The 23,377-nt window shown below is 67.2% G+C and carries 23 protein-coding genes and 1 pseudogene; 6 read left to right on the forward strand and 18 right to left on the reverse strand.

Annotated elements, in window-relative coordinates; translation table 11 throughout:
• Positions 1-171 precede the first annotated feature (171 nt).
• From AC3WL8_RS28300 to AC3WL8_RS28320, 5 genes are all read right to left on the reverse strand, one after another.
• Positions 172-1,047 carry an ABC transporter permease subunit gene (locus AC3WL8_RS28300; RefSeq protein WP_013952524.1) on the reverse strand — a complete coding sequence of 292 codons (876 nt, stop codon included), beginning with the start codon at positions 1,045-1,047 and terminating at the stop codon, positions 172-174.
• A 10-nt stretch (positions 1,048-1,057) separates the two neighbouring features.
• A complete protein-coding gene (locus AC3WL8_RS28305) occupies positions 1,058-1,834 on the reverse strand; it encodes a taurine ABC transporter ATP-binding protein (protein ID WP_013952523.1) in 777 nt (258 codons plus the stop codon).
• Positions 1,835-1,920: 86 nt separating this feature from the next.
• Positions 1,921-2,919 carry a taurine ABC transporter substrate-binding protein gene (gene tauA, locus AC3WL8_RS28310; protein ID WP_013952522.1) on the reverse strand — a complete coding sequence of 333 codons (999 nt, stop codon included), beginning with the start codon at positions 2,917-2,919 and terminating at the stop codon, positions 1,921-1,923.
• 269 nt (positions 2,920-3,188) lie between these two features.
• Complete coding sequence (locus AC3WL8_RS28315) at positions 3,189-4,169, reverse strand: ABC transporter substrate-binding protein (protein ID WP_041228578.1); 981 nt, start codon at positions 4,167-4,169, stop codon at positions 3,189-3,191.
• A 156-nt stretch (positions 4,170-4,325) separates the two neighbouring features.
• Positions 4,326-4,745 (reverse strand): DUF1801 domain-containing protein, encoded by a 420-nt coding sequence (locus AC3WL8_RS28320; RefSeq protein WP_013952520.1) that lies wholly within the window; start codon positions 4,743-4,745, stop codon positions 4,326-4,328.
• Between the two features lie 221 nt (positions 4,746-4,966).
• Here AC3WL8_RS28320 and AC3WL8_RS28325 point away from each other — a divergent pair, with 221 nt between their 5' ends.
• Entirely contained in the window at positions 4,967-5,437 is a 471-nt protein-coding gene (locus tag AC3WL8_RS28325; RefSeq protein WP_013952519.1) for a DUF1801 domain-containing protein, read from the forward strand.
• Between the two features lie 30 nt (positions 5,438-5,467).
• On the opposite strand, the gene AC3WL8_RS28330 is transcribed toward AC3WL8_RS28325, so the two are convergent.
• On the reverse strand, positions 5,468-6,430 hold the full coding sequence (locus tag AC3WL8_RS28330) for a GlxA family transcriptional regulator (protein ID WP_492379320.1): 963 nt from the start codon (positions 6,428-6,430) through the stop codon (positions 5,468-5,470).
• Between the two features lie 181 nt (positions 6,431-6,611).
• On the opposite strand from AC3WL8_RS28330, the gene AC3WL8_RS28335 reads away from it, so the two are divergent.
• Positions 6,612-7,220 (forward strand): cysteine hydrolase family protein, encoded by a 609-nt coding sequence (locus tag AC3WL8_RS28335; protein ID WP_492379321.1) that lies wholly within the window; start codon positions 6,612-6,614, stop codon positions 7,218-7,220.
• A gap of 84 nt (positions 7,221-7,304) precedes the next feature.
• Here the strand turns inward: AC3WL8_RS28335 and AC3WL8_RS28340 are convergent, their stop codons facing one another.
• The 5 genes from AC3WL8_RS28340 to gtdA form a co-directional block, all read right to left on the reverse strand.
• On the reverse strand, positions 7,305-8,645 hold the full coding sequence (locus AC3WL8_RS28340) for an MFS transporter (RefSeq protein ID WP_492379322.1): 1,341 nt from the start codon (positions 8,643-8,645) through the stop codon (positions 7,305-7,307).
• Between the two features lie 109 nt (positions 8,646-8,754).
• Entirely contained in the window at positions 8,755-9,969 is a 1,215-nt protein-coding gene (locus AC3WL8_RS28345; protein ID WP_013952515.1) for a 3-hydroxybenzoate 6-monooxygenase, read from the reverse strand.
• 27 nt (positions 9,970-9,996) lie between these two features.
• Complete coding sequence (gene maiA / locus AC3WL8_RS28350; protein ID WP_013952514.1) at positions 9,997-10,638, reverse strand: maleylacetoacetate isomerase; 642 nt, start codon at positions 10,636-10,638, stop codon at positions 9,997-9,999.
• Between the two features lie 36 nt (positions 10,639-10,674).
• Positions 10,675-11,373 (reverse strand): fumarylacetoacetate hydrolase family protein, encoded by a 699-nt coding sequence (locus AC3WL8_RS28355; protein ID WP_211981043.1) that lies wholly within the window; start codon positions 11,371-11,373, stop codon positions 10,675-10,677.
• A 95-nt stretch (positions 11,374-11,468) separates the two neighbouring features.
• Positions 11,469-12,515 carry a gentisate 1,2-dioxygenase gene (gtdA, locus tag AC3WL8_RS28360; RefSeq protein ID WP_013952512.1) on the reverse strand — a complete coding sequence of 349 codons (1,047 nt, stop codon included), beginning with the start codon at positions 12,513-12,515 and terminating at the stop codon, positions 11,469-11,471.
• 152 nt (positions 12,516-12,667) lie between these two features.
• Here gtdA and AC3WL8_RS28365 point away from each other — a divergent pair, with 152 nt between their 5' ends.
• Positions 12,668-13,588: a LysR family transcriptional regulator gene (locus AC3WL8_RS28365; RefSeq protein ID WP_013952511.1), complete on the forward strand. Its 921-nt coding sequence runs from the start codon at positions 12,668-12,670 to the stop codon at positions 13,586-13,588.
• A 7-nt stretch (positions 13,589-13,595) separates the two neighbouring features.
• Here the strand turns inward: AC3WL8_RS28365 and AC3WL8_RS28370 are convergent.
• Both AC3WL8_RS28370 and AC3WL8_RS28375 read right to left on the reverse strand, forming a co-directional pair.
• A pseudogene (locus tag AC3WL8_RS28370) lies at positions 13,596-13,757 on the reverse strand (porin); the annotation flags it as partial.
• A 10-nt stretch (positions 13,758-13,767) separates the two neighbouring features.
• Positions 13,768-15,123: a serine hydrolase domain-containing protein gene (locus AC3WL8_RS28375; RefSeq protein WP_492379323.1), complete on the reverse strand. Its 1,356-nt coding sequence runs from the start codon at positions 15,121-15,123 to the stop codon at positions 13,768-13,770.
• 200 nt (positions 15,124-15,323) lie between these two features.
• Here AC3WL8_RS28375 and AC3WL8_RS28380 point away from each other — a divergent pair, with 200 nt between their 5' ends.
• Positions 15,324-16,235 (forward strand): YihY/virulence factor BrkB family protein, encoded by a 912-nt coding sequence (locus AC3WL8_RS28380; RefSeq protein ID WP_013952509.1) that lies wholly within the window; start codon positions 15,324-15,326, stop codon positions 16,233-16,235.
• Between the two features lie 22 nt (positions 16,236-16,257).
• On the opposite strand, the gene AC3WL8_RS28385 is transcribed toward AC3WL8_RS28380, so the two are convergent.
• Genes AC3WL8_RS28385 through AC3WL8_RS28400 form a run of 4 tightly spaced genes read right to left on the reverse strand, consistent with a single transcriptional unit; the run spans position 16,258 to position 20,484 of the window.
• On the reverse strand, positions 16,258-17,208 hold the full coding sequence (locus tag AC3WL8_RS28385) for a CobW family GTP-binding protein (RefSeq protein ID WP_492379324.1): 951 nt from the start codon (positions 17,206-17,208) through the stop codon (positions 16,258-16,260).
• Positions 17,205-18,869: an amidohydrolase gene (locus tag AC3WL8_RS28390; RefSeq protein WP_492379343.1), complete on the reverse strand. Its 1,665-nt coding sequence runs from the start codon at positions 18,867-18,869 to the stop codon at positions 17,205-17,207. Before AC3WL8_RS28390 ends, AC3WL8_RS28385 begins: the two co-directional genes overlap by 4 nt.
• Before the next feature lie 12 nt (positions 18,870-18,881).
• Entirely contained in the window at positions 18,882-20,264 is a 1,383-nt protein-coding gene (locus tag AC3WL8_RS28395; RefSeq protein ID WP_013952506.1) for a sodium:solute symporter family protein, read from the reverse strand.
• Between the two features lie 13 nt (positions 20,265-20,277).
• Positions 20,278-20,484: a DUF3311 domain-containing protein gene (locus AC3WL8_RS28400; protein WP_013952505.1), complete on the reverse strand. Its 207-nt coding sequence runs from the start codon at positions 20,482-20,484 to the stop codon at positions 20,278-20,280.
• Positions 20,485-20,639: 155 nt separating this feature from the next.
• On the opposite strand from AC3WL8_RS28400, the gene AC3WL8_RS28405 reads away from it, so the two are divergent.
• The gene (locus tag AC3WL8_RS28405) at positions 20,640-21,575 is read left to right on the forward strand and encodes a LysR family transcriptional regulator (RefSeq protein ID WP_041228823.1); all 936 of its coding nucleotides are present in this window, start codon (positions 20,640-20,642) and stop codon (positions 21,573-21,575) included.
• A gap of 59 nt (positions 21,576-21,634) precedes the next feature.
• Positions 21,635-22,672, forward strand: a complete 1,038-nt coding sequence (locus AC3WL8_RS28410; protein WP_211981041.1) for a LacI family DNA-binding transcriptional regulator — start codon at positions 21,635-21,637, stop codon at positions 22,670-22,672.
• Here AC3WL8_RS28410 and AC3WL8_RS28415 read toward each other — a convergent pair.
• Entirely contained in the window at positions 22,669-23,376 is a 708-nt protein-coding gene (locus tag AC3WL8_RS28415) for a sulfite exporter TauE/SafE family protein (RefSeq protein WP_013952502.1), read from the reverse strand. The two genes, AC3WL8_RS28410 and AC3WL8_RS28415, sit on opposite strands and share 4 nt — an antisense overlap.
• Between the last annotated feature and the right edge of the window lies 1 nt (position 23,377).

The following is a 23,377-nucleotide window of genomic DNA, read 5'->3' on the forward strand; positions in this document are numbered from 1 at the left end:
CGCTGTAACGGGACCGAGGTGCGTCGCCCCCGCTTCAACGGGTGGCGACGCAACTTGGAGTCCGCAGCGGAAGATACCGCCTGCGCTATCTTCCACTGCATTCTCCGGCCAAGTCTGAACGGCTCATCGTGCCCCCTGGGGGGATGATGATCCCGGAGCTACACCCTCACCTCACATCCGTCCCTTCCAGGGCACCAGGACCTTCGCCAGCTTGCGCATCAGCAGGTCGAACACGTAGGCGATCAGCCCGATCAGCACGATGCCCATGATCACCACGTCTGTACGCAGGAAGTTGGAGGCATTGAGCACCATCTGGCCAAGGCCGGCGGTCGCGGCCACCATTTCAGCGGCGACCAGGGTGGTCCACCCGAAGCCGATGGCAATGCGCATCCCGGTCAGGATATCGGGCAGTGCGGCGGGTATCACCACGTGGCGCACCACCTGCCACGGCGTGGCACCCATCGAGTAAGCCGCGTTGATCTGCTCGATGGTGACCGAGCGCACGCCGGCCTGGGCCGACATTGCCAGCGGCGCGAAGCAGGCCAGGAAGATCAGCAGCACCTTCGAGGTCTCGTCGATGCCGAACCAGATCACGATCAGCGGCAGGTACGCCAGCGGCGGCAGGGGACGGTAGAACTCGATCGGCGGATCGAAGACGCCGCGTGCGATGCGCGACACCCCCATCATCACGCCGATCGGCACCGCCGTGACCACCGCCAGCCCGAAGGCGCCGAACACGCGCAGCATGCTGGCCGCGAAATGCTCGGTCAGCGGCTGGCCGCCCTGCAGGTTGCCCTGCCAGGCATCGATAAAGGCGGTGACGATCGACTCAGGCGTGGGCAGGAACAGCGGCGGCAGCCAGCGCAGATGGCTGGCAAGCCACCACAACGCGAGCAGCAGGACCACGGTGATGGTGGAGATGCGTGAACTTGACCCCTCGCCGGGCAGGCGGTAGCCCGAAACGGTCTTCATTTGCTGGCTGGCCCCGGCCGCTGCGGCTTTGGTGACGCGCGGCGTGGGTTCGATGCGTTGGACGGAAGCGGGCATCTCGTGTTCCTCAGGCGGTGGCATGGATCAGATCAATGATCTCTTCGCGATAGCGGATGAATTCCGGGTCGGCCTTGACTGCACGGGCGTCCCCGCATTCGATGAAGCGCCGCGCGAACGGCAGTTCATAGGTGTGCGCGATGCGGCCAGGCGACGGCGTCATGACAATCAGCCGCGTGGCCAGGAACAGCGCCTCTTCCACGCTGTGCGTGATAAAGAAAACAATCTTCTGTTCCTTGGCCCAGAGCTTGAGAATCAGCGCCTGGATCGATTCGCGCGTCAGCGCGTCGAGCGCGCCCAGCGGCTCGTCCATCAGCATCACGGCCGGATCACAGGCGAGCGCGCGGGCAATCCCGACGCGCTGCTGCATGCCGCCCGAAAGCTGATAGACCGGCTTGCTGGCGACATCTTCCAGCCCGACCGCGGCCAGCTTCTCATGCGCGACCCGCAGCCGCTCGGCACGCGATACGCCGCGCAGGCGCAATCCGAGCGCGACGTTGTCCGCCACGCTGAGCCACGGCATCAGGGCGTGCTTCTGGAACACCACGCCGCGTTCGGCACCCGGCCCGCGCACCACCTTGCCGGACAGCCGGATCTCGCCTTCCGAGGGTTCCATGAAGCCTGCGATGCACGACAGCAAGGTGGTCTTGCCGCAGCCCGAGGCACCGAGCGCCACGACGAAATCGCCGCGCTCCATGGTGAGGTTGACTTGCGACAGGGCCAGCGTTTTGGCGCCGCCTGCGACGCCATAGTTGACACTGAGATTATCGATTTCAAGCTTGTACATGATGGGCTTCCGCAACAGGACTTTCGGGGCGGCCGCGCCGGACTGGCTTGCGCGCGGCGGCCATCTTCAGCGCGATGGGCGCGGCGTCAGCGCAACGCCCGCTTCGCCCATTCCGCGTTGACGCCCGGGCCATAGTCCGGCAAGACGGTCTGGATGGTGCCCTGCTCCTTGAGGAACTGCGCCGCGGACTGCAGCGCGCGCGCCGCGCCGCCGCCCAGCCAGCGCTCCGACACCTGCTCCTGCAGCGTGGGGAAGGCGTACAGCGCCATGCTCGCGGGTACGGTCTCGGCCTTGGCGCCAGACACCTTGGCCACCGCCTTCACCATGGGCGAATCGGGGGTCCACGACGCCTTGTTCTTGCGGTAGTTGTCATCCGCGGCGGCCAGCACGCGCACCAGCTTGACCATGAACTCCGGGTTTTCACGGGCAAACTTCTTGTTGGCGATCATACCGTCGAAGGTGGCCTTGCCGGTGTCGGCGGCAATCTGGCCGGAAGTCATCAGCACGGTGCCTGACTGCTTGAGCTTGGCCAGCACCGGGTCCCAGATAAAGGTGGCGTCGATATCGCCGCGCTCCCAGGCGGCGGCTACCTCGGGCGGCCGCATGTTGACAATGCGGACGTCCTTCGGATTGATCTTGGCGCGCTCCAGTGCGACCAGCGTGTGGTAGTGCGTGGTTGACACGAAGGGCACGCCGACGCGCTTGCCCTTCAGGTCGGCGACGCTGGCGATCTTGCTGCCATTGCGCGCCACCATCGCCTCGGCTGCGTTGATATCGTCCAGGATCCAAAAAAGTTCGACATCCAGCCCTTGCGACAGCGCCGACGCAATCGGCGAAGTGCCGGCCTCGCCAATGGCGATCTGGCCCGAAGCCATGGCGCGGATCACATCCCCGCCACCGCCGAACTGCCGGAACGAAACCGTGTAGCCGGTCTGCTTTTCCAGTTCCTTCATGTCCTGCGCGTAGCGCCAGGGCACCACCATGTCCTGGTAAGCAATCACTACATTCTTGCTCTGGGCGTGTGCGGCTGGCGCCAGCGCGGCCACCAGGGCGAAATACGTCGCTATCTGCTTGATCCACCGCATGGTTGTGCTCCTCGGAAGGGAAATATGTTTGGGGGTCACGGCTTTATAGGTGAGGGCCATTCCGGGCCTATAGGACCAGTTGCCCGCATTCGCTGGAACCAGAACGGGCCGCGCCGGCGCAGGCCGCGCCAGGCCGTGAAATGCGCTGGCGCGAGGCGGCGTCAATCATGGAAATCCTTAGCGGCTACCGACGAGGCTTTGGTCGTGCCGGAGGCGCTTCCCGAGGCCGTCGAAGATCCCGGTGCACGGCCTGATGCCGCCCGCGGCGGTCAGGCGGTAAGGGAGAACCCGGAGTCGAAGGTCTGCCGCACATCGAGCCGTTGCTTGAGCAGCCCAACTTTCTGGTAGAAATCCGCCGTGCGCTGCTGCTCGGCGAGCAGTTCGGCATCGATGCTCCGCCATTGCGTGTGCCGCCGCTCGAACTGCAGCCGTGCCGCCTGCGGCGGGATCCCGATGATGCGGGCGAGGGCCGCCGAGAACTCCGGTACGTGCTGGTAGGACCATTGCTGCGCACGCACCACCCGGCGCAGGAAGTCCTGCAGCACCACGCGCTTGGCCGCCAGCGCGGCATCGGTGGCCGCCAGGTAGCTGAGGCCGGACCACAGCCCGCGTCCGCTGACCAGCACGCGCGCGTGGCCGCTCGTTTCCACCATCGCGGTATAGGGTTCCCACGTCGCCCACGCATCCACCGAGCCGCTGCTCAACGCGAGCTTGGCATCCGCCGGCGGCAGGAAGCGGAGGTTGGCGTCCTCCGGCTTCAGCCCCGCGGATTCCAGCGCCTTGAGCGTCACCAAGTGCCCGATCGAGCCACGGTTCGTGCCGATGCTCTTGCCTTTCAGGTCGGCGGCCTGCCGCAGCGGCGAGTCGGGCCGCACCAGGATTGCCGTGCCGTAGGGGTCAGAGCGGTTGGCGCCGATCAGCTTGATCCGCGTGCCGGCCGCCAGCGCGAAGATCGCCGGGGCATCGCCGATCGGGCCGCTGTCGACCGCGCCCGCGTTCAGCGCCTCGGCAAGCGGTGCCGCGGCAGGGAACTCGGTCCATTGAATGTCGTAGCCCAGGCCCTCGAGCGCGTTGGCGGACTCGAGCAGCGCGCGCAGGCCGCCCTTCTGGTCGCCGGCTTTCAGGACCGGGCGCCCCTGCGCTTGCGCACTGCTGGTGGCGAAGGTGGTAAAGGAAAGGATGGGGCCGGAGGCGAGCGCGGCCGTGGCGGCGGCGCCCTGGCGCAGGAACTGTCGTCGGGAAGCGGTCATAGCATTCGCGGGGAGATGGAAACCCACGAACGTACGCGCGCAGCGCGCGAAAACCAACGAAGAAATCCGGCATTCCATATGCGTGGAGCATGCCGGCCGGGACCTTCGTTGCGAAGCTCAGGCGCGCGCCCGCACGCCAGGACGCTTCGCGTCCCTTTACTCTTTACGCTCTTGTGCTTTCGCCCGGGTAGCCGCGGGCGCTGCCTTCTTCTTCGACTTGCCCTGATTGAACGCAATCGCGGCAAGGATGAGATTCTTCATGGCACTCGCGTCAATCTTGTCGCCCTCGAAGAGATCGATCGCGCGCCACTTGTTGCCGCCGAGGCCGGCGTTGAAGAGCTTGTCAGGATCCGGCAGGCTGGCCCCATTGGTGAAGGTGATCTTCACCTTCTCCTTGTGCGCGTTGGCGACTGCGATCATGCCGTCGCGCGACCACACCGGGCTTCCCATCCATTTCCATTCCTCGATGATCTCGCCATCGGCCTCAAGGATGGTCTTGCGCAGGCTGGCCAGCGTCTTGCCACGCCAGTCGGTGAGTCCTGCGATCAGCTCGTCGATACGTTCCGATGGATTCATTGGATCCCTATTCCTCGAATTGGTCCCGTGGATGAGGCAGCTCACGTTCGGCAATGGCAGAGAGCGTTTCGGTCGATCCCTCGTTCATCGCTCCATCCGTTTCAGCAGGTTAGCATAGCCCGATTGTTGTGCTTCATGCACTGTCGTCAGCAGCCATGCCTGCCCTGGGCGACTTGGCCTGTCTGTCAGGCAGTCAGCGTGTATTCGATGGAGTGAAGGCAATGGCGAACCAACCATCCAGGAAGCCGGCGCACGCCGCAACGAAGACCCCGGCCAGGCGGGCCGCTGCCAGCCCGCCCCTGCTCGCTGGCGGCAACCCCCAGATCGCGAAGGCCGACGGAGATGCCCCCGTGCAGGCCTACATCGCCGCCATGCCGGGCTGGAAACACGACGCCGGGCGCCGCCTCGACGCGCTCATCCAGCGCACCGTGCCTGACGTCCGCAAGGCAGTGAGGTGGAACTCGCCCTTCTATGGCATCGAGGGTCAGGGCTGGTTCCTCAGCTTCCATTGCATGACGAGGTACATCAAGGTGGCATTCTTCCGTGGCATGTCGCTGCGCCCTGTTCCCCCTGTCGAGTCCAAGGACGAGAACACGCGTTACTTCCACATCCACGAAGACGACGAGCTTGACGAGGCGCTGGTGGCAAGCTGGATCCGGCAGGCATCGGAACTGCCTGGCTGGGCTCCGTAAGCCCCTGTCCTCAGAACCAGGCCCCGTTGGTCAATCCGGCAGCACCGCACCGCCAAACTGCTTGCGGTAGGCAGACGGAGAAACGGCGAAGGCCTGGGTGAAGTGCTGCCGGAACGAAACGGCGGATCCAAACCCTACCAGCTCGGCGATGAGGTCGACCCCCTTGTCCGTCGTCTCCAGCAGGCGCTGCGCCGCCGCCAGCCTGTGGTTCAGCACCCACTGCGTCACCGTTGTGCCAGTCTTCGCCTTGAAGCGCCTGGTGAAGTTGCGCCGGCTCATCCCGGCGCTCTCCGCCAGCGTGTCCAGTGCCAGCGCCTGGTCCAGGTTCTCGATGGCCCAGTCCAGGGTCGTGCTGAGCTTGTCCGCGCCATCCATCCGGGGCAGCGGCTGTTCGATGTACTGGGCCTGGCCGCCATGCCGGTGCGGGGCAACGACCATGCGGCGGGCCACCCGGTTGGCGACCTCCGCGCCATGGTCGCGGCGCAGCAGGTGCAGGCAGCAATCCAGGGCGGCCGCCGTCCCGGCCGAGGTCAGGATGTCGCCATCGTCGATATACAGGGAGTTGCGATCGAGCCTGACCTTCGGATACCGGTTCGCAAAGTCATCGGCCCAGGCCCAATGCGTGGCCGCCGTGCGCCCGTCCAGCAAACCCGCCTCGGCGACCACGAACGTACCCAGGCAAAGGCCGGCAATCCGCGCGCCCCGCACGCTGGCGGTTTGCAGCGCTTCCACCAGGGCCTGGGGCGGGCGCTCCGCAGGGTCGCGCCAGGCCGGCATGATGACCGTATCCGCCTCGGCCAGCACCGAAAGGTCGTGCCCGACCTCGATCCTGAAACCGGACATGGTTGGAATCAGCCCGGTCTTCTCGCCGCAGATGATCAGCCGGTAGCGCGGCACGCCCAGCCGGGCAAGATCGTCGCCAAACACGATACAGGGCACGGACAGGTGGAAGGGGCTGATGCCTTCGAAGGCGATCACCGCGACGGTATGCATTGCATTCTCGCAGTCAGGGACAGGGATTGAAGTTGGCCCAATTCTATCGGATGCTGTCCATCGGGCCACTTTCGGGGTTCCAGCGGGCGTTGGAAACTACATCCCATGCCGCGGTTGCGGTGATTGGGGCGGCCTCCTCGGCAACGGCGCCGCCCTCTTCTTCCCCATGACGAGGACCACAATGAACCACCCGACGATTCGCACCATGGCCGGCGCACCGGCCCCCACCGCTATCGAAGCCGCCAGCAGCGCCTTGCTGGCGATCGATTTCCAGAATGAGTACTTCAGCGGCAAGATGCCGATTCCGGACGGCGCGCGCGCCCTGGGCAATGCGCAACGCCTGATCGCTCACGCGGATGCGGCAGGGATTCCTGTTGTCCACATCCAGCATGTGACGCCCGCGGGCAGCCCCATCTTTGCGGAACAGAGCGCCAGCGTGAAATTCCACAGCGACCTGCAGCCGGCCGCGCATCACAAGGTATTGCAGAAGACCTCGGTCAGCGTGTTCCCGACGACCGACCTGGACCAGCGCCTCAAGGCCGCCGGCATCAAGACCCTGATCATCACGGGCCTGATGACCCATGCCTGCGTGTCGGGCGCGGCGCGCGATGCGGTGCCGCTCGGATACGGCGTGATCGTGGCGGAGGATGCCTGCGCAACGCGCGACCTGGATACCGCCGGCGGCGTGGTGCCGCACCGGGACCTGCACCGGGCCGCGCTTGCCACCATCGACGACACCTTCGGCGATATCCTGACGACCGAGGAGGTGTTGAAACTGCCGATCGCCTGATCGATCGCCGACAGCCGTGGTGCCGAGGGGGAGAACGTCAGGCCATGCACCTCCCCCTCAGTCAATGGCTCCCGCCGCCCGCTTTCAGACTGCCAGGCGCTCCACCGCGCCCTGACGCCTGACCATCCCCAACGAGAACATCGACAACCCCGCGACCAGCGCCGGCACGCCAATCAACGCAAACAACGCCGGCATGCCCAGGCCCATCGACAACATGGTCGCCCCGCCGACCGACCCCACCACCGAGCCCATCCGGCCCACGCCGTTGGCCCAGCTCACGCCTGTGGCACGGCAGTCCGTCGGATAGAAGCTGGCGGACAGCGCATTCGCACCCACCTGCGACCCTGAGATGCAGAAGCCCGCCAGGAACACCGCCATGCCCGCGGCCACCGGCTCGGAAGCAACGCTGCCCACCGCCGCAATGCCAAGCGCCGCCAGCGCATAGCTGGATGCCAGCACATAGTGCGGATTGATCCGGTCCATCAGCCAGCCCAGCGCAATCGCCCCTATCGTCCCGCCGATCTGGAACATTGTTGTCACCAGCGCGGCCGTGCGCAACGAATGGCCGGCAGTGCGCAGCAGCGTCGGCAGCCAGCTGGACAGCAGGTAGATCACCAGCAGGCTCATGAAGAACGTCAGCCAGAACAGCAGCGTGCCCCGCAGCAGTTCGGGCCGGAACAGGTGCCGCACGGGCGAGCTGGTGCTGCGCTGTTCGCCGACCACGAAGGTGGCGTCGCGCAGGTCGGCTTGCGGCGCGATCTTCTGCAGCGTGGCGACGATGCGTTCGCGCTGCTTGCCGGCCAGCACGAGGTAGCGCACCGATTCCGGCAGCAGCCACTGCAGCAGCGCCGCCAGCATCAGCGGCATGACCCCGCCGGCCACCAACACCGAGCGCCAGCCAAAGGCGTCGATCAGCCCGGCCGAAGCCAGTCCGCCGAAAGCCGAGCCCAGCGTGAAGCCGCAAAACATGGTCGTGACCAGGAACGAGCGCCGCTTTTCCGGACAGAACTCCGAGGTCAGCGTGATGGCGTTGGGCATGGCCCCACCCAGGCCCAGGCCAGTCAGGAAGCGCAGCAGCACCAGCGTCCACAGGTCATGCGACCAGGCCGAGGCCAGGCTGGCGGCACCGAAGAACAGCACCGACAGCACCAGCACGCCCTTGCGGCCGAAGCGGTCGGCCAGTGGGCCGAAGAGGAAGGCGCCGACCATCAGGCCGCCGAGCCCGGCGCCGAACAGCGGCGCCAGCTGGGCCGGCGTCAGCTGCCATTCCGCGCGGATGGCTGGTGCGATGAAGCCGATCGCCGCGGTATCGAAACCATCGACCGCAACGATCAGGAAGCAAAGCACGACGATGCTCACCTGGAACGCCGACAGCGGCTGGCGGTCGATGAACGCGGTGACGTTCAGGGGTTGGCTGGCAGGCATGGTGGTCTCCTCCTTGATGCCAGGATTAGGGGCGAGTCACGCCCGGCGGCCTTATAGGCGGCCGCCAGGTCGTTTCGGATTGACTGCGAAGAAAGGTTGCGTCAGCGGCTTACAGCCACGGCGTGGGGCTCAGGCACTTGTCGGCACGCCAGCCATGCAGCCACTGCAGCGCGTCGTAGAACTGCGCCTGCGTGCGGCCGGTCCACAGGCTGTTGCGCACCAGCCGGTCCACGCCCTTGGCGTGATAGACGCGGCCCATGTCGCGCGCGGCGTAGAGCACGCGGGCGGTGCGCGGGATGCGGGCCTGCTCGTAAAGCTTGAATGCCGCTTCGAAATCACCGCCGGCCACCTTCACCGCTTCACCCAGCGTGACCGCATCTTCCAGTGCCTGGCAGGCGCCCTGCGCCACGTACTGCGTCATCGGGTGCGCGGCGTCGCCGAGGATGGTGGCGCGGCCGAAGCTCCAGCGCTCGACCGGATCGCGGTCGGCGGTGGCCCAGCGCTTCCACGAGGTCGGGCGGTCCAGCATCTGGTGCGGCAGCGGGTGGATGCCGTCGAAGTACGACAGCACCTCTGCCTTGCTGCCGTCGCGCACGCCCCAGGTCTCCTCCTCGCGGCTGTGGAAGGTCACCACCAGGTTGTACTGCTGGCCGCCGCGCAGCGGGTAGTGGACCAGGTGGCAATGCGGGCCGGCCCACACCACTGGTGCGTTGACCTGCAGGTCCTGCGGCATGTCGGCGACATCGACCACGGCGCGGTAGACCACATGGCCGGTGACGCGGGGCTCATCGCCGATCAATGCCTGGCGGATGGCGGACTTGACGCCGTCGCAGCCGATCACCGCGTCGCCATGGTGATGCTCGCCGTGCTGGTCGATCACGGTCACGCCCTTGTCGTCCTGCAGCAACTGCTCTACGCGCGTGCTGGTGCGGAACGTGATCAGCGGATGGTCCTGCACCGCCTCCAGGATCGACAGGTGGATATCGGCGCGATGGATCACCGCATACGGGTTGCCGAAGCGCTCGCGGTAGGCCTGGCCCACATCGACCCGGGCGATCTCGCTGGTGTCGATCGCATCGCGCAGGCTGAGGTAGTCGGTAAAGACCGCGCGGCTGCGTGCGGCCTCGCCGACGCCGAGCGCGTCGAGCGCAGCAAAGGCGTTGGCGGCCAGCTGGATGCCCGCGCCGATCTCGCCGATCTGCTCGGCCTGCTCCAGCAGTTCGATGCGGATGCCCTGGCGTGCCAGCGCCAGCGCCGCGGCCAGGCCGCCGATGCCGCCGCCGATGATGAGGACCTTGCCGGTCGCGTTGTTGGTACTGCTCATGTCTTGTCTCCTGGCCTGCGCGATGCGTCAGGCGGTATGGTCGGGCTGGCGCCCGGGCGCCGCCTGGGCAAAGGCGGGATGGGCGCTGGCGTGGGCGTAGACCGCCATCGCGCGCTCGTACCGGCCCAGGTCGCAGCCCATGCGCAGGGCGTTGGCAACCTGCGGCACCAGCGCGACGTCAGCGAGCGTCGGCGCATCGCCGAAGCACCACCTGCCATGTCCGTGCAGCGCCAGCAGGCGCTCCACGCCGGCCATGCCTTCATCGACCCAGTGGCGGTACCAGGCATCCTTCTGCTCGGGCGTGACCTTCAGCACATCCTGCAGGTAGCGCAGCATGCGCAGGTTGTTGACTGGGTGAATGTCGCAGCCGATCAGCGTGGCCAGTTCCAGCACCCGCGCTCGCTGCACCGGGTCTTGCGGGAGCAGGCGCGGTTCGGGATGGAGCGCATCCAGGTAGTCGATGATCGCGAACGACTGCCCGAGCGCAAGACTGCCATCCACCAGCGCGGGCACGGTCGCGGACGGGTTGATGCTTTCGACATACTCCGGCGCGCGGTGCTGGCCGGTGCGGATATTGACCGGCAGGTAGTCGTACGGCAGGCCTTTGAGGGCCAGCGCGATGCGCACCCGGTAGGACGTCGAGCTGTTGAAGAAACTATAGAGCTGCATGATCGGTAATGCCTGTGTGCTGCGATTCACGGGGGGTCAGACCACGCGCACGGTCAGCTCGCCGAGGCCGTCCACGCCCGTGACCATGGTCTCGCCGGCCTTGACCGCGCCAACGCCTTCCGGCGTGCCGGTGAAGATCACATCGCCCGGCTCCAGGCGGAAGAACTGCGACAGGTAGGCCACCGTCTCGGCCACCGACCAGATCAGGTGCGACACGTCGCTGCGCTGCTTCGTTTCACCGTTGACGGTCAGCCAGATGCCGGCCTGCTGCGGGTGCCCGATCTCGCTGGCACGGTGGATCGGCGCCACCGGCGCCGAGGCATCGAAGGCCTTGCCGATTTCCCAGGGGCGGCCCATCTCGCGCATCTTCATCTGCAGGTCGCGGCGGGTCATGTCGAGGCCGACGGCATAGCCCCACACGTGTTCGAGTGCCTGTTCGACCGGGATATCCGAACCGGCCTTGCCGATCACGGCCACCAGTTCGGCCTCGTAGTGGTAGTTCTGCGTCTGCGCCGGATAAGGCAGGTCCAGCGTGGTGCCGGCCTGCACCGGGACGATCGCGTCGGCCGGCTTGCAGAAGAAGAACGGCGGCTCGCGGTCGGGATCGAAGCCCATCTCGCGCGCATGGGCGGCGTAGTTGCGGCCCACGCAGTAGACGCGGCGCACGGCGAACTGGTCGTCGCTGCCGGCAACGGGGATGGAAACGGTGGCGGGGGGCGTGAAGACGTAGGACATGGTTCGGAATTTCCGGAGGTCGTCAGGTAAGCGGGAGCCTCCGGCGGTGCGCGCAGGCACCGCCCGGGGCAGGTCGGATCAGGGTTGCGGGAGGCTCAGGTGCGCGCTTCGCGTAGCAGGTTCATCGCGGACAGCACGGGCCGGTCGGAATAGCTGAACAGCACCGCGTCTTCCAGCGCGCCCAGTTGCACCGGCGCCCACGACGGGGCCACGAAAATATCGCGCGGCTCGAACTGGAACTGGTCGTCGCCGATGCGCACCGTGCCGCGCCCTTCCACCACGCTGTAGATGGTGGCGTCGGTGCTGCGGTAGGTCTTGCCCTGGAAGCCCGCCGGCAGGTACTGCATGAAGGTGGCGATGGTCGGCATCGGCCAGCCGCCGGTGGCCGGGTTGATATAGCGCAGCTTGACGCCGTCCCAGGCATCGAGCTCGCCGTTGCGGTAGAGCTGGTCCAGCGCCTCGCGCGAACGCTCGTACGGGTAGCTGAAAATCGGTGAAGTGGGATCGGTCACGCGGTGCCGCACCGGCACCATGTTGTGGCCGAAGCGGGCAAAGCTGTCGCCCTCGACGCGGGTCACGGGCTGCTGGGCTTCCGGGTAGTTCTCGGCAAAGCCGGCATCGAACTGCTGCACCAGCGGGATATCCAGCCCGTCCAGCCACACCACCGGCTCGCCGCCGTCCTCGACGGCAGGGTTGCCATGGTCATGCCAGGTCCACGACGGCGTGATGATGAAGTCGCCGGGGTGCATGGTGGTGCGCTCGCCGTTGACCGCGGTCCAGGCGCCCTTGCCTTCGACGATAAAGCGCAGCGCGGACTGGGTATGGCGGTGGCTGGGCGCGATTTCGCCCGGCAGGATCAGCTGCAGGCCGGCGTACAGCGTGGAGGTGATGCTCGACTTGCCCGGGATCCCCGGGTTCTCCAGCACCAGCACGCGGCGCACCGCTTCCTCGGCGCTGATGACGCCGCCGGCCTGCATGACCAGCGGGCGGATCTGGGCGTACTTCCAGATGGCGGGAACGATCTGCGGCCGCGGTTGCGGCGGCACCAGCGCGTGGAGCGACTCCCACAGCGGGGTCATGTGGCTGCGGCCGATTTCTTCGTAATAGGCCACGCGGGCCGGGTCTGGGGTGTGTTCGGACATGCTGTCTCCGTAACTTTATGCAGGGCTTTGGGAGCGCTTTTGTGGGTGCGTGTCATCGCTCGCACCGTCTTGTTGTCGTTATACGCGGCGCCCTATAAGATTTGAAATGAACTTTTCATCTTATCGATACGATTTTTTATATAGGTAGCCCCATGGACTGGACCCAGAGATTGCGGCTGCGCAACCTGCAGATGCTGCTGAGCCTGGCCGAGACCGGCAATATGAGCCAGTCGGCGGCCATGCTGAACACGACCCAGCCGGGCCTTTCCAAATGGCTGAAGGACCTGGAGGACGATATCGGGCTGCCACTGTTCGAGCGCCAGGCGCGCGGGCTGCGGCCCACGCCCTATGGCGAGTCGCTGATCGAGCACGCACGCCGGATCGAGGCCCAGCTGGATACTGCGCGCGACGACCTGCAGGCCATGCGCGACGGCGGCAGCGGGATTGTGGTGGTGGGTACGTCGGGCGCGTCGTCGGCGGATACCGTGCCGCTGGCAGCGCTGCATTTGCTGCAGCAGATGCCCCGCGCCAGCGTGCGGCTGGTGGAAACGACCATGGACCGGCTGATGAGCCAGCTGGCACACAGCGAGCTGGATATCGTAGTGGGACGCTCCGCCCCCGAACTGCAGGACGCGCACATGCGCACCGAATCGCTCTACATGGAGCCGATCCACTTCGTCGCCCGGCCCCGCCATCCGCTGCTGCAGGGCGCTGGCATCGGCTGGGACGACCTGTATCGCCACCGCTGGGTGGTGTGGCCGCGCGGCACGCCCATCCGCAACGCGCTGGAAGGCGCGCTGGCCAGCGCCGAGCGTGCCCTGCCGGCCGATTGCGTGGAGAGCAATTCCACCGTGCTGAATCTCACGCTACTCAACAACAGCGACATGATCGGCCTGGCCTCGCACCGCACCGCGCGCCGGCTGGAAGAGCTGGGCGCGCTGCGCATCGTGCCGCTGCGGCTGGCGGGGTTCGGCTCGGTGTCGATGTACTGGCGTGACGACGCGCAGTCGCGCGCGGCGGTCATGGCCATGCTGGATTGCCTGCGGCGGGCGGCGGGGGCACCGCAGGACTAGGTGCGGCTCAGAATCGATGCCGCATCCCCACCGCCACGGCCGTCATGCTGCGATGCCCGCTGCCGAGGAAATACCCGTTGGCAAAGCTCACCGCCGAGGTATCGAAGTTGATGCCGGCATGCTGGACATAGGCCGTCGTCAGATAGACGTCGGTACGCTTTGACAGGCTGTCGCGTGGGTCAGCGGCTGACCGCGCGATGGATCGCGAGCGCCGCGGCCACCATGGCCTCGGCGGATTCCAGCGCCCGGCCCGGATCGTCGCGCTTGCGCACCCCAGCCGCGCTGGTCCCACGCGCGGCGCCGTCCGGGTTGGCGGAGAACTTCACCACCGTCAGCCCCCTGGCCGGGTTGATATAGATCTTCTGTCCGAAGCGCCCGCTGGCCTCGATGCTGCCGTCGCCGTCGTTGCGCTGGAACCAGTAGTTGCGGTAGCCATAGCCATCGCGGCCCGGCATGGTGTTGCCGCGCGCAAAGCGGGCCTGGTTGCCGGCCGGCTGCAGCGCAATGCGCACCGCCGCCGGCGAGATCCCGCCCGAGGCGTCGCCCGCGGCCGCCCGGCGCACCGCCTCGGCAAAGCGGGCGGCGTCGCGCAGCGTGGAATTCATGCCGCCGCTGGCCATTTCCGTGCCCTGGCGGTCCACCTGGGTGTAGGCATCATCGTCGGCAAAGCGGGACCACAGCCGCTCGGTCACCAGCTGCGCCCAGCTCTTGCCGGTGATACGCCGCAGCGCCCATGCCACCGCTTCCGGCGAGCCGTTCTGGTAGTACCAGACGCCGACTTCGTCGCGCCCGCCGGTGGCGTGGACGACCTTGAGGAAGTCATAGATGGTGTCCGGCGCATCCGCCTTGCGCGGCACGATCCCCACCGCCCCGAACAGCCCCAGGTCCGGCGGCAGCCCCTCCGGGTAGCCCACCGGCACCTCCATATCCAGGTTCTGCTGTACCGTGGCCTCGCCGAACGGATTGCCGGCCAGTTCCGGCACATACTGCGCCAGCCGGGCCTGCGGATCGAGCTTGCCCTCTTCGACCAGCATGGCGGCCAGCAGACCGGTGACGGACTTGGTCATCGAGGCCCAGATATGCGGCTGGTAAGGACCAAAGCCAGCGAGGTAGCGCTCATAGACGACCTTGCCCTGGTGCAGCACGATAAAGCCGTCGGTATGGGTGTCGCGCAGGTAATCGGCCAGTCGGGCAGTCTTGCCCGCCACGGCAAACGTGGTGCCATCCAGTTCCGTACCGGGCTGGCCGGCCAGGGCCAGCGGCTGGCTGGCATGCCGGATGCCCGCCGTTGGCGACATCTCGCGCGCATGCCGGAACGCCCAGCGCATATTCGGCGGACGCAGCCCGCTGCCGCGGCTGACTTGCTTGTCGGGCGGCGGCGGAAAGCCCTGCATGACCTCGTCCTCGGCAACGACCAAAGGCTGGCCGGTGCCCTGCGCCAGCGCAACGCTCATCGGCGCTACCAGCAGCGCCACGGCCAACCACGCCCGACTGCGTCCGAATCCCGTCCTGCGCGTCACTGTTTGCGCTTGCATGCTGTCTCCATTCCTGTCCAGGCGCTTGCACGGACGGTGCGCCGCCTTGTATGCATTAGGTGCAAGCCTGCATGGTGCAGGCCGCGGGCGCCATCTTGGCGGACGCGGATCCTGACCTCAATGATGCGTTCGGAATAGAGCCATAACCCGGTGGAATGTCAGGCCCCGAAGCCGCATAATGGCGAAACCCTTCCTCTCCGATGTCTGCCATGCAGCTTCCCGACGCCCGCGTCCGCGACCTGCTCCGCCATCCGGGGCGCTTTGCCTGGCACACGCTCAGGCAGTTCCGCGCCAACCAGGGCCTGCTGCTGGCCGGCGCGGTGGCCTACTACGCGCTGCTGTCGATCGTGCCGCTGCTAATCCTGATGATCATTGCCCTGTCGCACGTGATCGGACCAGACCTGCTGTTGTCCACGCTCGCGCGCTACCTGGAGTGGGTGGTGCCGGGGCAGTCCAGGGCCCTTATCTCCGAGCTTGCCGCCTTCCTGCGCAACCGCGGCACGATCGGCTGGGTACTGCTGGGCACCATGCTGTTCTTCAGTTCGCTCGCCTTCACCGTGCTGGAGAATGCCATGTCGGTGATCTTCGAGCACCGCGTGTCGATCCGGCGCCGGCATTTCCTGGTCTCGGCGCTACTGCCCTATTGCTACATCGCGGTACTGAGCGTGGGCCTGCTGCTGGTCACGGTGGTGTCAGGCGGCCTGCTGGCCATCGGCGAACGGCATGTGGAAGTGCTGGGCCGCGACTGGTCGCTGGACCGGCTCTCGACCGGCCTGCTCTACCTGCTCGGCTTCATTGGCGAGGTGCTGATGCTGACCTCGATCTACATGGTGATGCCGGTTGGCAGGCTGTCGCTGCGGCATGCGCTGAGCGGCGCGTTGATTGCGGCCGTGCTGTGGGAAGTCTCCCGTCATGTGCTGGCATGGTACTTCACCACGTTGTCGCAAGTGAGCCGGGTCTATGGTTCGCTGACCACGGCGATCGTGGTGCTGCTGAGCTTGGAGATTGCGGCGACCTTGCTGCTGCTGGGGGCGCAGGTGATCGCGGAGTTCGAGCGTGGCGGCTGGGAAGGAAAGCCAGCGCACGCGGAACCGGAAGAATTCCACACCTGAGCGGCACCATTCACGCGCCCGCTCAGGCGAGCGCCAGATCGAGGCAGGCGCGGATACGCCTCTCCTCCTCCGCACCGAAGGCGCCGATAAATACCAGTGCAGACCCTGCCGCATCGCCTTGCGCCATCGGATTCAGCCGCATGCGGCCCGCGACCACATGCAGTTCATGCAGGCGCGGATCGGCTGCCAGCCTGACCATACCCTTCGCGCGCAGCAGGCGCACCGGCAGCGTCTTCAGCGCCTGCCGCAGCCGCATCTTGTCGAAATCGCGGCCGGTCTGGTATGAAATGCTGCGGATGCCGGCGTGCACGGTGCCGACGGGTCGCCGCCAGTGCCCGCCTGCCTGCAGCACGGCATCGCCATGTGGTTCCGGCAAGGCGGCGTCGACAAAGACCGACAAGGGCACCTCGCCCTCGCATGCGCTCAGCACCGCAGAACGCGGCGCGATGGCGCCGACCGTGGCGGCAGCCATTGCCAGTGCATCCGCATCGGCAAGGTCTGCCTTGGTCAGCACCACCACCGAGGCCCCCGCGATCTGCAGCCGCACTATGTCGCCCACCAGCGGATCGTGCAGGCTGTGGGCGACCTCGGTCACGTCCACGGCCACCACCACGGCATTGAGCACAAAGGCCCGATCCAGCAAGCCGACCTGCGCAATACGCTGCGGGTCCGAGACACCGCTGGCCTCGATCACCAGCAGGTCGGGCCGCTGCTCCCTTGCTGCGATGGCCACGAGCGCCTCGGCCAGCCGGCCGCCGATCGAGCAGCAGATACAGCCGTTCTCCAGCTGGATCACGTCGTCGCTGCGCGTGCGGATCAGCGCGGCATCGATATTGATCTCGCCGAAGTCGTTGACCAGCAATGCGATGCGGCGCCCGTGCGCGTTGGCCAGCAGGCGGTTGAGCAAGGTGGTCTTGCCGGCGCCAAGGTAGCCGCCGACCACCACCAGCGGGACCGGAGCCCGCGCGTTCATCGGGCCGGCGCCGGGAACACGCGCCCGCCCAGCACCGTGCCCCAGACGCGCACGTCCTTCAGGCATGCGGGAGCCACTGTGGTCGGGTCATCTTCCAGCACGGCAAAGTCGGCCAGCTTGCCAGGCGCGATGCTGCCGATGCGGTGATCGAGCTTCAGCGTATAGGCCGCACCCATGGTGATGGCATACAGCGCGTCGGCGACGGTCAAGCGCTCCGCTTCGCCCAGCACGCTGCCGGAGGCCGTCTGGCGCTGCACCGCGCACCACGCCGTGAAGAGCGGGTTCAGCGGCGTGATCGGCGCATCGGAGTGGATCGCAAACGGAATGGCCAGCTTGCGCGCAGTGCCCGCCGGGTTCATGCGCGCGGCGCGCGCCGGTCCCACGGTCTGGCCGGCATGCGCATCGCCCCAGTAGTACAGGTGGTTGGAGAAGAAGTTGATGCACAGGCCCAGCCGCGCCGCGCGCGCGAGCTGTGCCTCGTCGGCCAGCTGGCAGTGCTGCAGCGTATGGCGATGGTCCGCGCGCGGATGGCGCGACAGCATGGCTTCGAGCACGTCCAGCACCACTTGCGTCGCCTCATCGCCATTGTTGTGGATATGCAATGGCAGGCCGGCCAGGTGGAACGGCGTGAAGGCGTCGAGCAGTTGCTCGGGCGGGATCAGCCACAAGCCATTGGCCTGTCCGCCGGCATAGCCGGGCGCACGCAGGCGCGCGGTAAAGCCCTGGATCGAGCCGTCGACGATGAACTTGACCGGACCGAAGCGCAGCTTGTCGGTACCGGCCGCCGCCGCGGCCTGCACGCGGGCGGGGCCGCCCTGTGCATTGCGCTGCGGCGAGAACGCCGGGACGATGCGCAGCGGGAAGCCGGGGTCGGCAGTGACCGCCTGCAGCGTCTCCAGCCCCTTGGGCGACAGGTCGTTGACCAGGTCAGTCGCCGTGGTCACGCCCGCCAGTTGCGCCACGCGGCCGAAGCGGCGCACCGCGTCGGCATTCTCGGCCGCCGCCAGCGACAGGCCGCTGCCAAGCACGCGCTGCACCGGGAACATCGCGGCGAATTCCTGCAGCTCGCCGGTGGGCAAGCCCCGCGCGTCCTTGTGCACGCCGTCGATATCTGTGTCCTCGTCGATGCCGGCCCGCGCCAGCATCGCGGAATTGACGTTCATCAGATGCACGCTGGCATGCATCACCACGATGGGCCGCGTGGCCGAGACGCGATCCAGCTCGCGCACCGACAGCCGGCTGGCGCCGAAATAGATCGGGTCGAAGCCCCAGGCTAGCAGCGGCGTGTCCGGGTCATGCATCTGGCTTGCCGCGCCCGCCAGGCGATCGATCACCTGCTCCAGCGTGCGCAGACCGCGCCACAGCTTGCCGTCCGGATCGCGGCGGTCGAAGTAGCCGACGTAGACCGCATCCCACATCGCGCCTTCCATCAGGTGGCAATGGCCTTCCACCAGCCCGGGCATCAGCACCTTGTCGCGGAAGGTGTCGACCTGCACCGCATCCGGCCAGCCGGCCATCTCGGCCGCGCCGCCCACGGCAAGGATCTTGCCGTCGCGCACCGCGACTTGGGTCGCCTCGGGCTGGCCGGCTTCCATCGTGAGGATCTTGCGCGCCACGAATACCTGCGTGCGCGCCGTGTCGTCTTGTGTCATGAATTGCATGAGTCCGTTCATTCACGACGCCTGCACGCGGGCCAGGCGGGGTGCGTAGTTCACCAGCGCGATCACCAGCAGGTTGACGCACAGGCTGACCAGCCCGAGGTTGATGCCGCCGAAATCGACCTGCTGCACATACAGCGCGATCGCCAGTGCCTGGCCGGTGACGATGCCGAGCGCAATCGCCAGCGGCCGCACCTTCAGCGAGAACAGGATCACCAGCACGCCAGGGAAGAACTGCGTCACGCCGTAGTAGGTGGTGTTGATCAGCGTCAGCATCAGGTTGGGCGTGGCCAGCGTCATGGCGATGGACAACACCAGGTAGATCACGATCACCACCTTGGCGCCCTGCTTCTGGCGCGCCTCGGGCATGCCGGGCAGCAGGTTGCGCGTGACAATGGGGCCGATCGCCAGGCAGATGCCGGCCAGCACCAGCAGCCCCGACAGCGCAGCGCCGGCGGTCACCAGTCCGAGCAGCCAGTCCGGCAACAGCCGCACCGCCGCCGCGAAGAAGGCCTCGTTGGGGGAGGCGAGCTGCAGGTTCTGGCTGATCGCGTAGTACGACGCCAGCACCAGGAACGGATACATCAGCATGTACAGCGGCATCGCCACCTGCGTGCGCCGGATGGTGTTGGCGCTCTTGGCCGTGAAGAAGTTCTGCACCGCGAACGGCATCACGTAGAAGCCCAGTGCCTGGAACAGCATGGTGCTCATCGAGAAGCGCAGCTGGGTGTCATTCATCTGATTGCTGACCTGCATGCTGGCGGCATGGAACACGTCGCCCACGCCCGCCTTCCAGCCCACTGCAACGCCGGTGGCGACGATCGCCACCACCATCAGGATGTCCTTGAGGATGGCGATATAGGCCGATGCGCGCACGCCGGAGATGGCAATGTAGGTAAAGGCCAGCGCCGCCGAGATCATCACCAGGTACACCGGCTCGAACTCCCAGCCCAGCCCCTTGAGCGCCGCCACCAGCCCGGTGAACTGCAGCTGGCCCCAGGGCAGCAGGAACAGGATCGCCGAGCCCGCCACGATCAGCTCCAGCGCACGGCTGCCGTAGTGGCCCTTGAACAGGTCCGGCAGCGTGATCGCGTTATAGCGCGCGCCGGCCTGCCAGATCTTGGGCCCGAGGAAATAGCCGAGCGGATACGCCAGCAGGATGTAGCCGAGGAACCAGACCCCGTAGGTCGGCCCCTTGGCGTAGATGCCACCGGGAAAGCCCACCATCGTGCCGATGCTGTAGATCTCGCCCGCGGCCAGAAAGAACACCAAGTAGGCGCCGAACTGCCGCGACGCCACGAAGAAATCATGCACGCTCTGCGCGCCGTGGCCCTTCTTCGAGCGGATGGCGAGATAGAGCGAGAAGACGATAAAGCCGAGGAATACCGCTGTGGTCATGATGGTCTCCCCTTCAGGCTTCATGCGCCGCGTCGGCGGCGTGGCGGTCGAACAGCAGCCAGCACGCCAGCATGCAGCCGGAGGTCAGCACGAACCAGGCAAAGATCCAGGCGTAGATAAAGGGCACGCCGAGCACGAAGCGCTCGACAGTCGCCACCCAGGGCAGCATCCCGATGACGCCGATATACGGCAGGCCAAGGCCAATCAACAGCTTGAGCATGATGTCTCTCCGGTTTCCGATGGGCGGTGGATGGCGGGCGCCGTGTGTGCTGTCACCGGCCCGCTCTTTTGTTCCGGTCATCATAGGGAGCGCGGAGGTATGATTCAAATGCAAATGTTGAACCGATCCCATAACCAACGCGCATGGTTTTCCGCATGGACACACAGAAACTTCTGCACCTGCTCGCCGTGGTCGAGCACGGCACGTTCTCCGAAGCGGCCCGTGCCATACACCTGACCCAGCCGGCGCTGAGCCGCAGCATCCGCGCGCTGGAAGACGAGCTCAAGGCGCCACTCTTTGACCGCGGCGCGCGGCGCGCGCGCCTGACGGTGTTCGGCGAACTGGTGGCCGACCGCGCGCGCCGCATGCGGCTGGAAGAACGCCAGTTGCGGCGCGACCTGGACCTGCTGCGAGGTGGCGAGGAAGGCTCGCTGACGATCGGGGTCGCGCCCGCGCCGGCGGCGCTGCTGCTGACGCCGTTCCTGATCCACATGGCGCAGGCCCACCCGCGCATCAAAGTGCGCACCGAGACCGGCGCCACCAGCGCCCTGCTGGAGGCACTGCGCAACGAAACCATCGACGCCATCGTCGGCGATGCCTATGTGCTGCGCGCGGCCGACGACATCGACGTGGAGCCATTGGGTGAGCTACCCGCAGGTCTGGTATGCCGCGCCGGGCATCCGATCCTGCGCAAACGCCGCATCGATATCGAGACCATTCGCGCCTACCCGGTGGCAACCACCACGCTCAGCACCGTCATCAGCCGGCAACTGGCGGAGCTATGGGGGCCGGGCGCCGCGCCGGACAAGCTCTTCACCCTGCATTGCGACAACCTCGACATGCTGCGCAGCGTGACGCTGGCCAGCGATACGCTGCTGTTCGGCGTGCTCTCGATCACGCGGCAGGAGCGCGCCGCCGGGCTGATGGCCGAAGTGCCGATGCCGCCCGATCCGCGCCGCTGCGGCCGCTATGGCATTGCACGCATGGCGGCGCGCTCGCTGTCGCCGGCGCTGGAGGTGCTCTATCGGTTCACGCGGGAACACTGGAAAGCGCTGTCGTCCGAAGCTGGCGGTGCCAACGCGCGCCGCTGAACCTGCCCCTTGCCGCGCGCTGTTGTATGCTCCGCCCTGAACCATCGCCCGTGTCCCGCATGACCGAATCCACGCCAGACCGCCCTCGCCGCATCACCATCCACGACGTCGCCCGCGCCGCCGGCGTGTCGCTGACCACGGTGTCGCACGCGCTGAACGACCGCGGCGTGCTGGACCCGGCCACGCGTGCGCGCGTCAAGCGCGTTGCCGCCGAACTGGGCTACCGGCCCAGCGTGCGCGCGCAGCGGCTGCAGTCGGGCCGCGCCAACTGCATCGCGCTGTTGTCGTCGATGCCGTTCGCGGTGGCGGGCGGCACGTCGCGGCTCGGCTTCATGATGGAAGTGGCGGCGATCGCCGCCGAAGCGGCAATGGGGCGCGGCCTGGGCGTGGTGCTGGTGCCGCCGCTGGAAGGCGCCGGGGGCCTGCTCGATACATTGGATATCGACGGCGCGATCGTGATCGAGCCGATCGCGGGCGACCCGCATATCGCGCGCCTGCGTGAGCGCGGCGTCAGCATCGTGTCGATCGGGCGCGAGCCGCTGACCGACACGCCGGTGCCTTGCGTCGACCTGCAATCGGCCGACACCGCCCGGCTGCTGCTGGCGCATTTGCACGGACACGGGCGCCGGCATATCGGCCTGATGATCGGCGCGGCGCCGCGGCAGTCGTATGTGGAAACCGAACGCGCTTACCGCGAGTTCACGCAGGCAATGGGCTTGCCCTGCCATATCGTCAAGGCAGCCGAGGAACACGGCGAAGCCGCGGGCGCCGAGGCCTGCGCGCAGTTGCTGGCGCAGATGCCGGCGCTCGATGCGCTGTGCGCGCCGGTGGATGCGTTTGCGGTGGGCGCCATGGCCCACCTGCAAGGGCTGGGCAAGCGCGTGCCCGACGATGTGCTGGTGGTGACGCGCTATGACGGCATCCGCGCCCGCAGCGCACAGCCGCCGATCACCGCGGTCAACCTGCATCTGGAGCGCGTGGCATCGCTGGCGGTGGAACTGCTGTTCGCGCACCTGTCCGGCGACCGTAGCCGCGACGTGATCACCGGGCCCGCGCCCGAACTGGTGGTGCGGGCATCGTCCACGCCAGGCGTCTAACCGCGCAGCAGCACCACCGCACCGGAGACCAGCGCAAACACCAGCACGCCGATGCGCAGCATGCGCTGGTTGATGCGCTTGTGCACCAGGTGGCTGGCCACCATGCCGACGATCAGCACCGGCAGCAGCCCGATGGCATAGAGCACCTGCTCCATACCGAGCCGGTCGCTCAGCGCCAGCACCACCAGCGAGATCGATTCACCGACCAGGAAGCACAGCGCCACGGTGGCACGCAGCGTCGCGACCGGCGCATGCTGGTAGGCCAGCGCCAGCGGCGGGCCGCCGACACCGGTTGCGGTCTCGGTCACGCCGGTGATCAGGCCGGTCGAGGCAAAGGTCAGCCGCCCCGGCGTAAAGGCCGGCGCCAGCAATGACACCACCGCTGCGGCAATGGTGCTGCCGCCGACCAGCGCGTTGAGCCATGCCATCGGCATCGCCACCAGCACCCACAGCCCGCCGAAGGTGCCGGCCAGCCGCCCGGCGCTGATCCACCCTGCGCCGCGCAGGTCGATGGCATGGCGTTCGCGCCATGCCACGTAGGCGTTGAGCGGCAGCATCGCCAGCAGCAGCGCGCCTGGCAGCATTGCCGGCGCGGCCAGCGCCAGTACCGGCACCACGATCAGCGCGAAGCCCATGCCGGTCGCACCCTGGACCAGCGCGCCGGTAAAGACCGCCACGCCGACGCTGAACAACGTCATGTCCATG

Source organism: Cupriavidus sp. FW305-F7 (assembly GCF_058782875.1).

Excerpts from the sequence above, each read along its gene's own strand:
- AC3WL8_RS28300 (WP_013952524.1), bottom strand. The coding sequence starts at position 1,047 with ATGCCCGCTTCCGTCCAACGCATCGAACCCACGCCGCGCGTCACCAAA.
- AC3WL8_RS28305 (WP_013952523.1), bottom strand. The coding sequence starts at position 1,834 with ATGTACAAGCTTGAAATCGATAATCTCAGTGTCAACTATGGCGTCGCA.
- tauA (WP_013952522.1), bottom strand. The coding sequence starts at position 2,919 with ATGCGGTGGATCAAGCAGATAGCGACGTATTTCGCCCTGGTGGCCGCG.
- AC3WL8_RS28315 (WP_041228578.1), bottom strand. The coding sequence starts at position 4,169 with ATGACCGCTTCCCGACGACAGTTCCTGCGCCAGGGCGCCGCCGCCACG.
- AC3WL8_RS28320 (WP_013952520.1), bottom strand. The coding sequence starts at position 4,745 with ATGAATCCATCGGAACGTATCGACGAGCTGATCGCAGGACTCACCGAC.
- AC3WL8_RS28325 (WP_013952519.1), top strand. The coding sequence starts at position 4,967 with ATGGCGAACCAACCATCCAGGAAGCCGGCGCACGCCGCAACGAAGACC.
- AC3WL8_RS28330 (WP_492379320.1), bottom strand. The coding sequence starts at position 6,430 with ATGCATACCGTCGCGGTGATCGCCTTCGAAGGCATCAGCCCCTTCCAC.
- AC3WL8_RS28335 (WP_492379321.1), top strand. The coding sequence starts at position 6,612 with ATGAACCACCCGACGATTCGCACCATGGCCGGCGCACCGGCCCCCACC.
- AC3WL8_RS28340 (WP_492379322.1), bottom strand. The coding sequence starts at position 8,645 with ATGCCTGCCAGCCAACCCCTGAACGTCACCGCGTTCATCGACCGCCAG.
- AC3WL8_RS28345 (WP_013952515.1), bottom strand. The coding sequence starts at position 9,969 with ATGAGCAGTACCAACAACGCGACCGGCAAGGTCCTCATCATCGGCGGC.
- maiA (WP_013952514.1), bottom strand. The coding sequence starts at position 10,638 with ATGCAGCTCTATAGTTTCTTCAACAGCTCGACGTCCTACCGGGTGCGC.
- AC3WL8_RS28355 (WP_211981043.1), bottom strand. The coding sequence starts at position 11,373 with ATGTCCTACGTCTTCACGCCCCCCGCCACCGTTTCCATCCCCGTTGCC.
- gtdA (WP_013952512.1), bottom strand. The coding sequence starts at position 12,515 with ATGTCCGAACACACCCCAGACCCGGCCCGCGTGGCCTATTACGAAGAA.
- AC3WL8_RS28365 (WP_013952511.1), top strand. The coding sequence starts at position 12,668 with ATGGACTGGACCCAGAGATTGCGGCTGCGCAACCTGCAGATGCTGCTG.
- AC3WL8_RS28375 (WP_492379323.1), bottom strand. The coding sequence starts at position 15,123 with ATGCAAGCGCAAACAGTGACGCGCAGGACGGGATTCGGACGCAGTCGG.
- AC3WL8_RS28380 (WP_013952509.1), top strand. The coding sequence starts at position 15,324 with ATGTCTGCCATGCAGCTTCCCGACGCCCGCGTCCGCGACCTGCTCCGC.
- AC3WL8_RS28385 (WP_492379324.1), bottom strand. The coding sequence starts at position 17,208 with ATGAACGCGCGGGCTCCGGTCCCGCTGGTGGTGGTCGGCGGCTACCTT.
- AC3WL8_RS28390 (WP_492379343.1), bottom strand. The coding sequence starts at position 18,869 with ATGCAATTCATGACACAAGACGACACGGCGCGCACGCAGGTATTCGTG.
- AC3WL8_RS28395 (WP_013952506.1), bottom strand. The coding sequence starts at position 20,264 with ATGACCACAGCGGTATTCCTCGGCTTTATCGTCTTCTCGCTCTATCTC.
- AC3WL8_RS28400 (WP_013952505.1), bottom strand. The coding sequence starts at position 20,484 with ATGCTCAAGCTGTTGATTGGCCTTGGCCTGCCGTATATCGGCGTCATC.
- AC3WL8_RS28405 (WP_041228823.1), top strand. The coding sequence starts at position 20,640 with ATGGACACACAGAAACTTCTGCACCTGCTCGCCGTGGTCGAGCACGGC.
- AC3WL8_RS28410 (WP_211981041.1), top strand. The coding sequence starts at position 21,635 with ATGACCGAATCCACGCCAGACCGCCCTCGCCGCATCACCATCCACGAC.
- AC3WL8_RS28415 (WP_013952502.1), bottom strand. The coding sequence starts at position 23,376 with ATGGACATGACGTTGTTCAGCGTCGGCGTGGCGGTCTTTACCGGCGCG.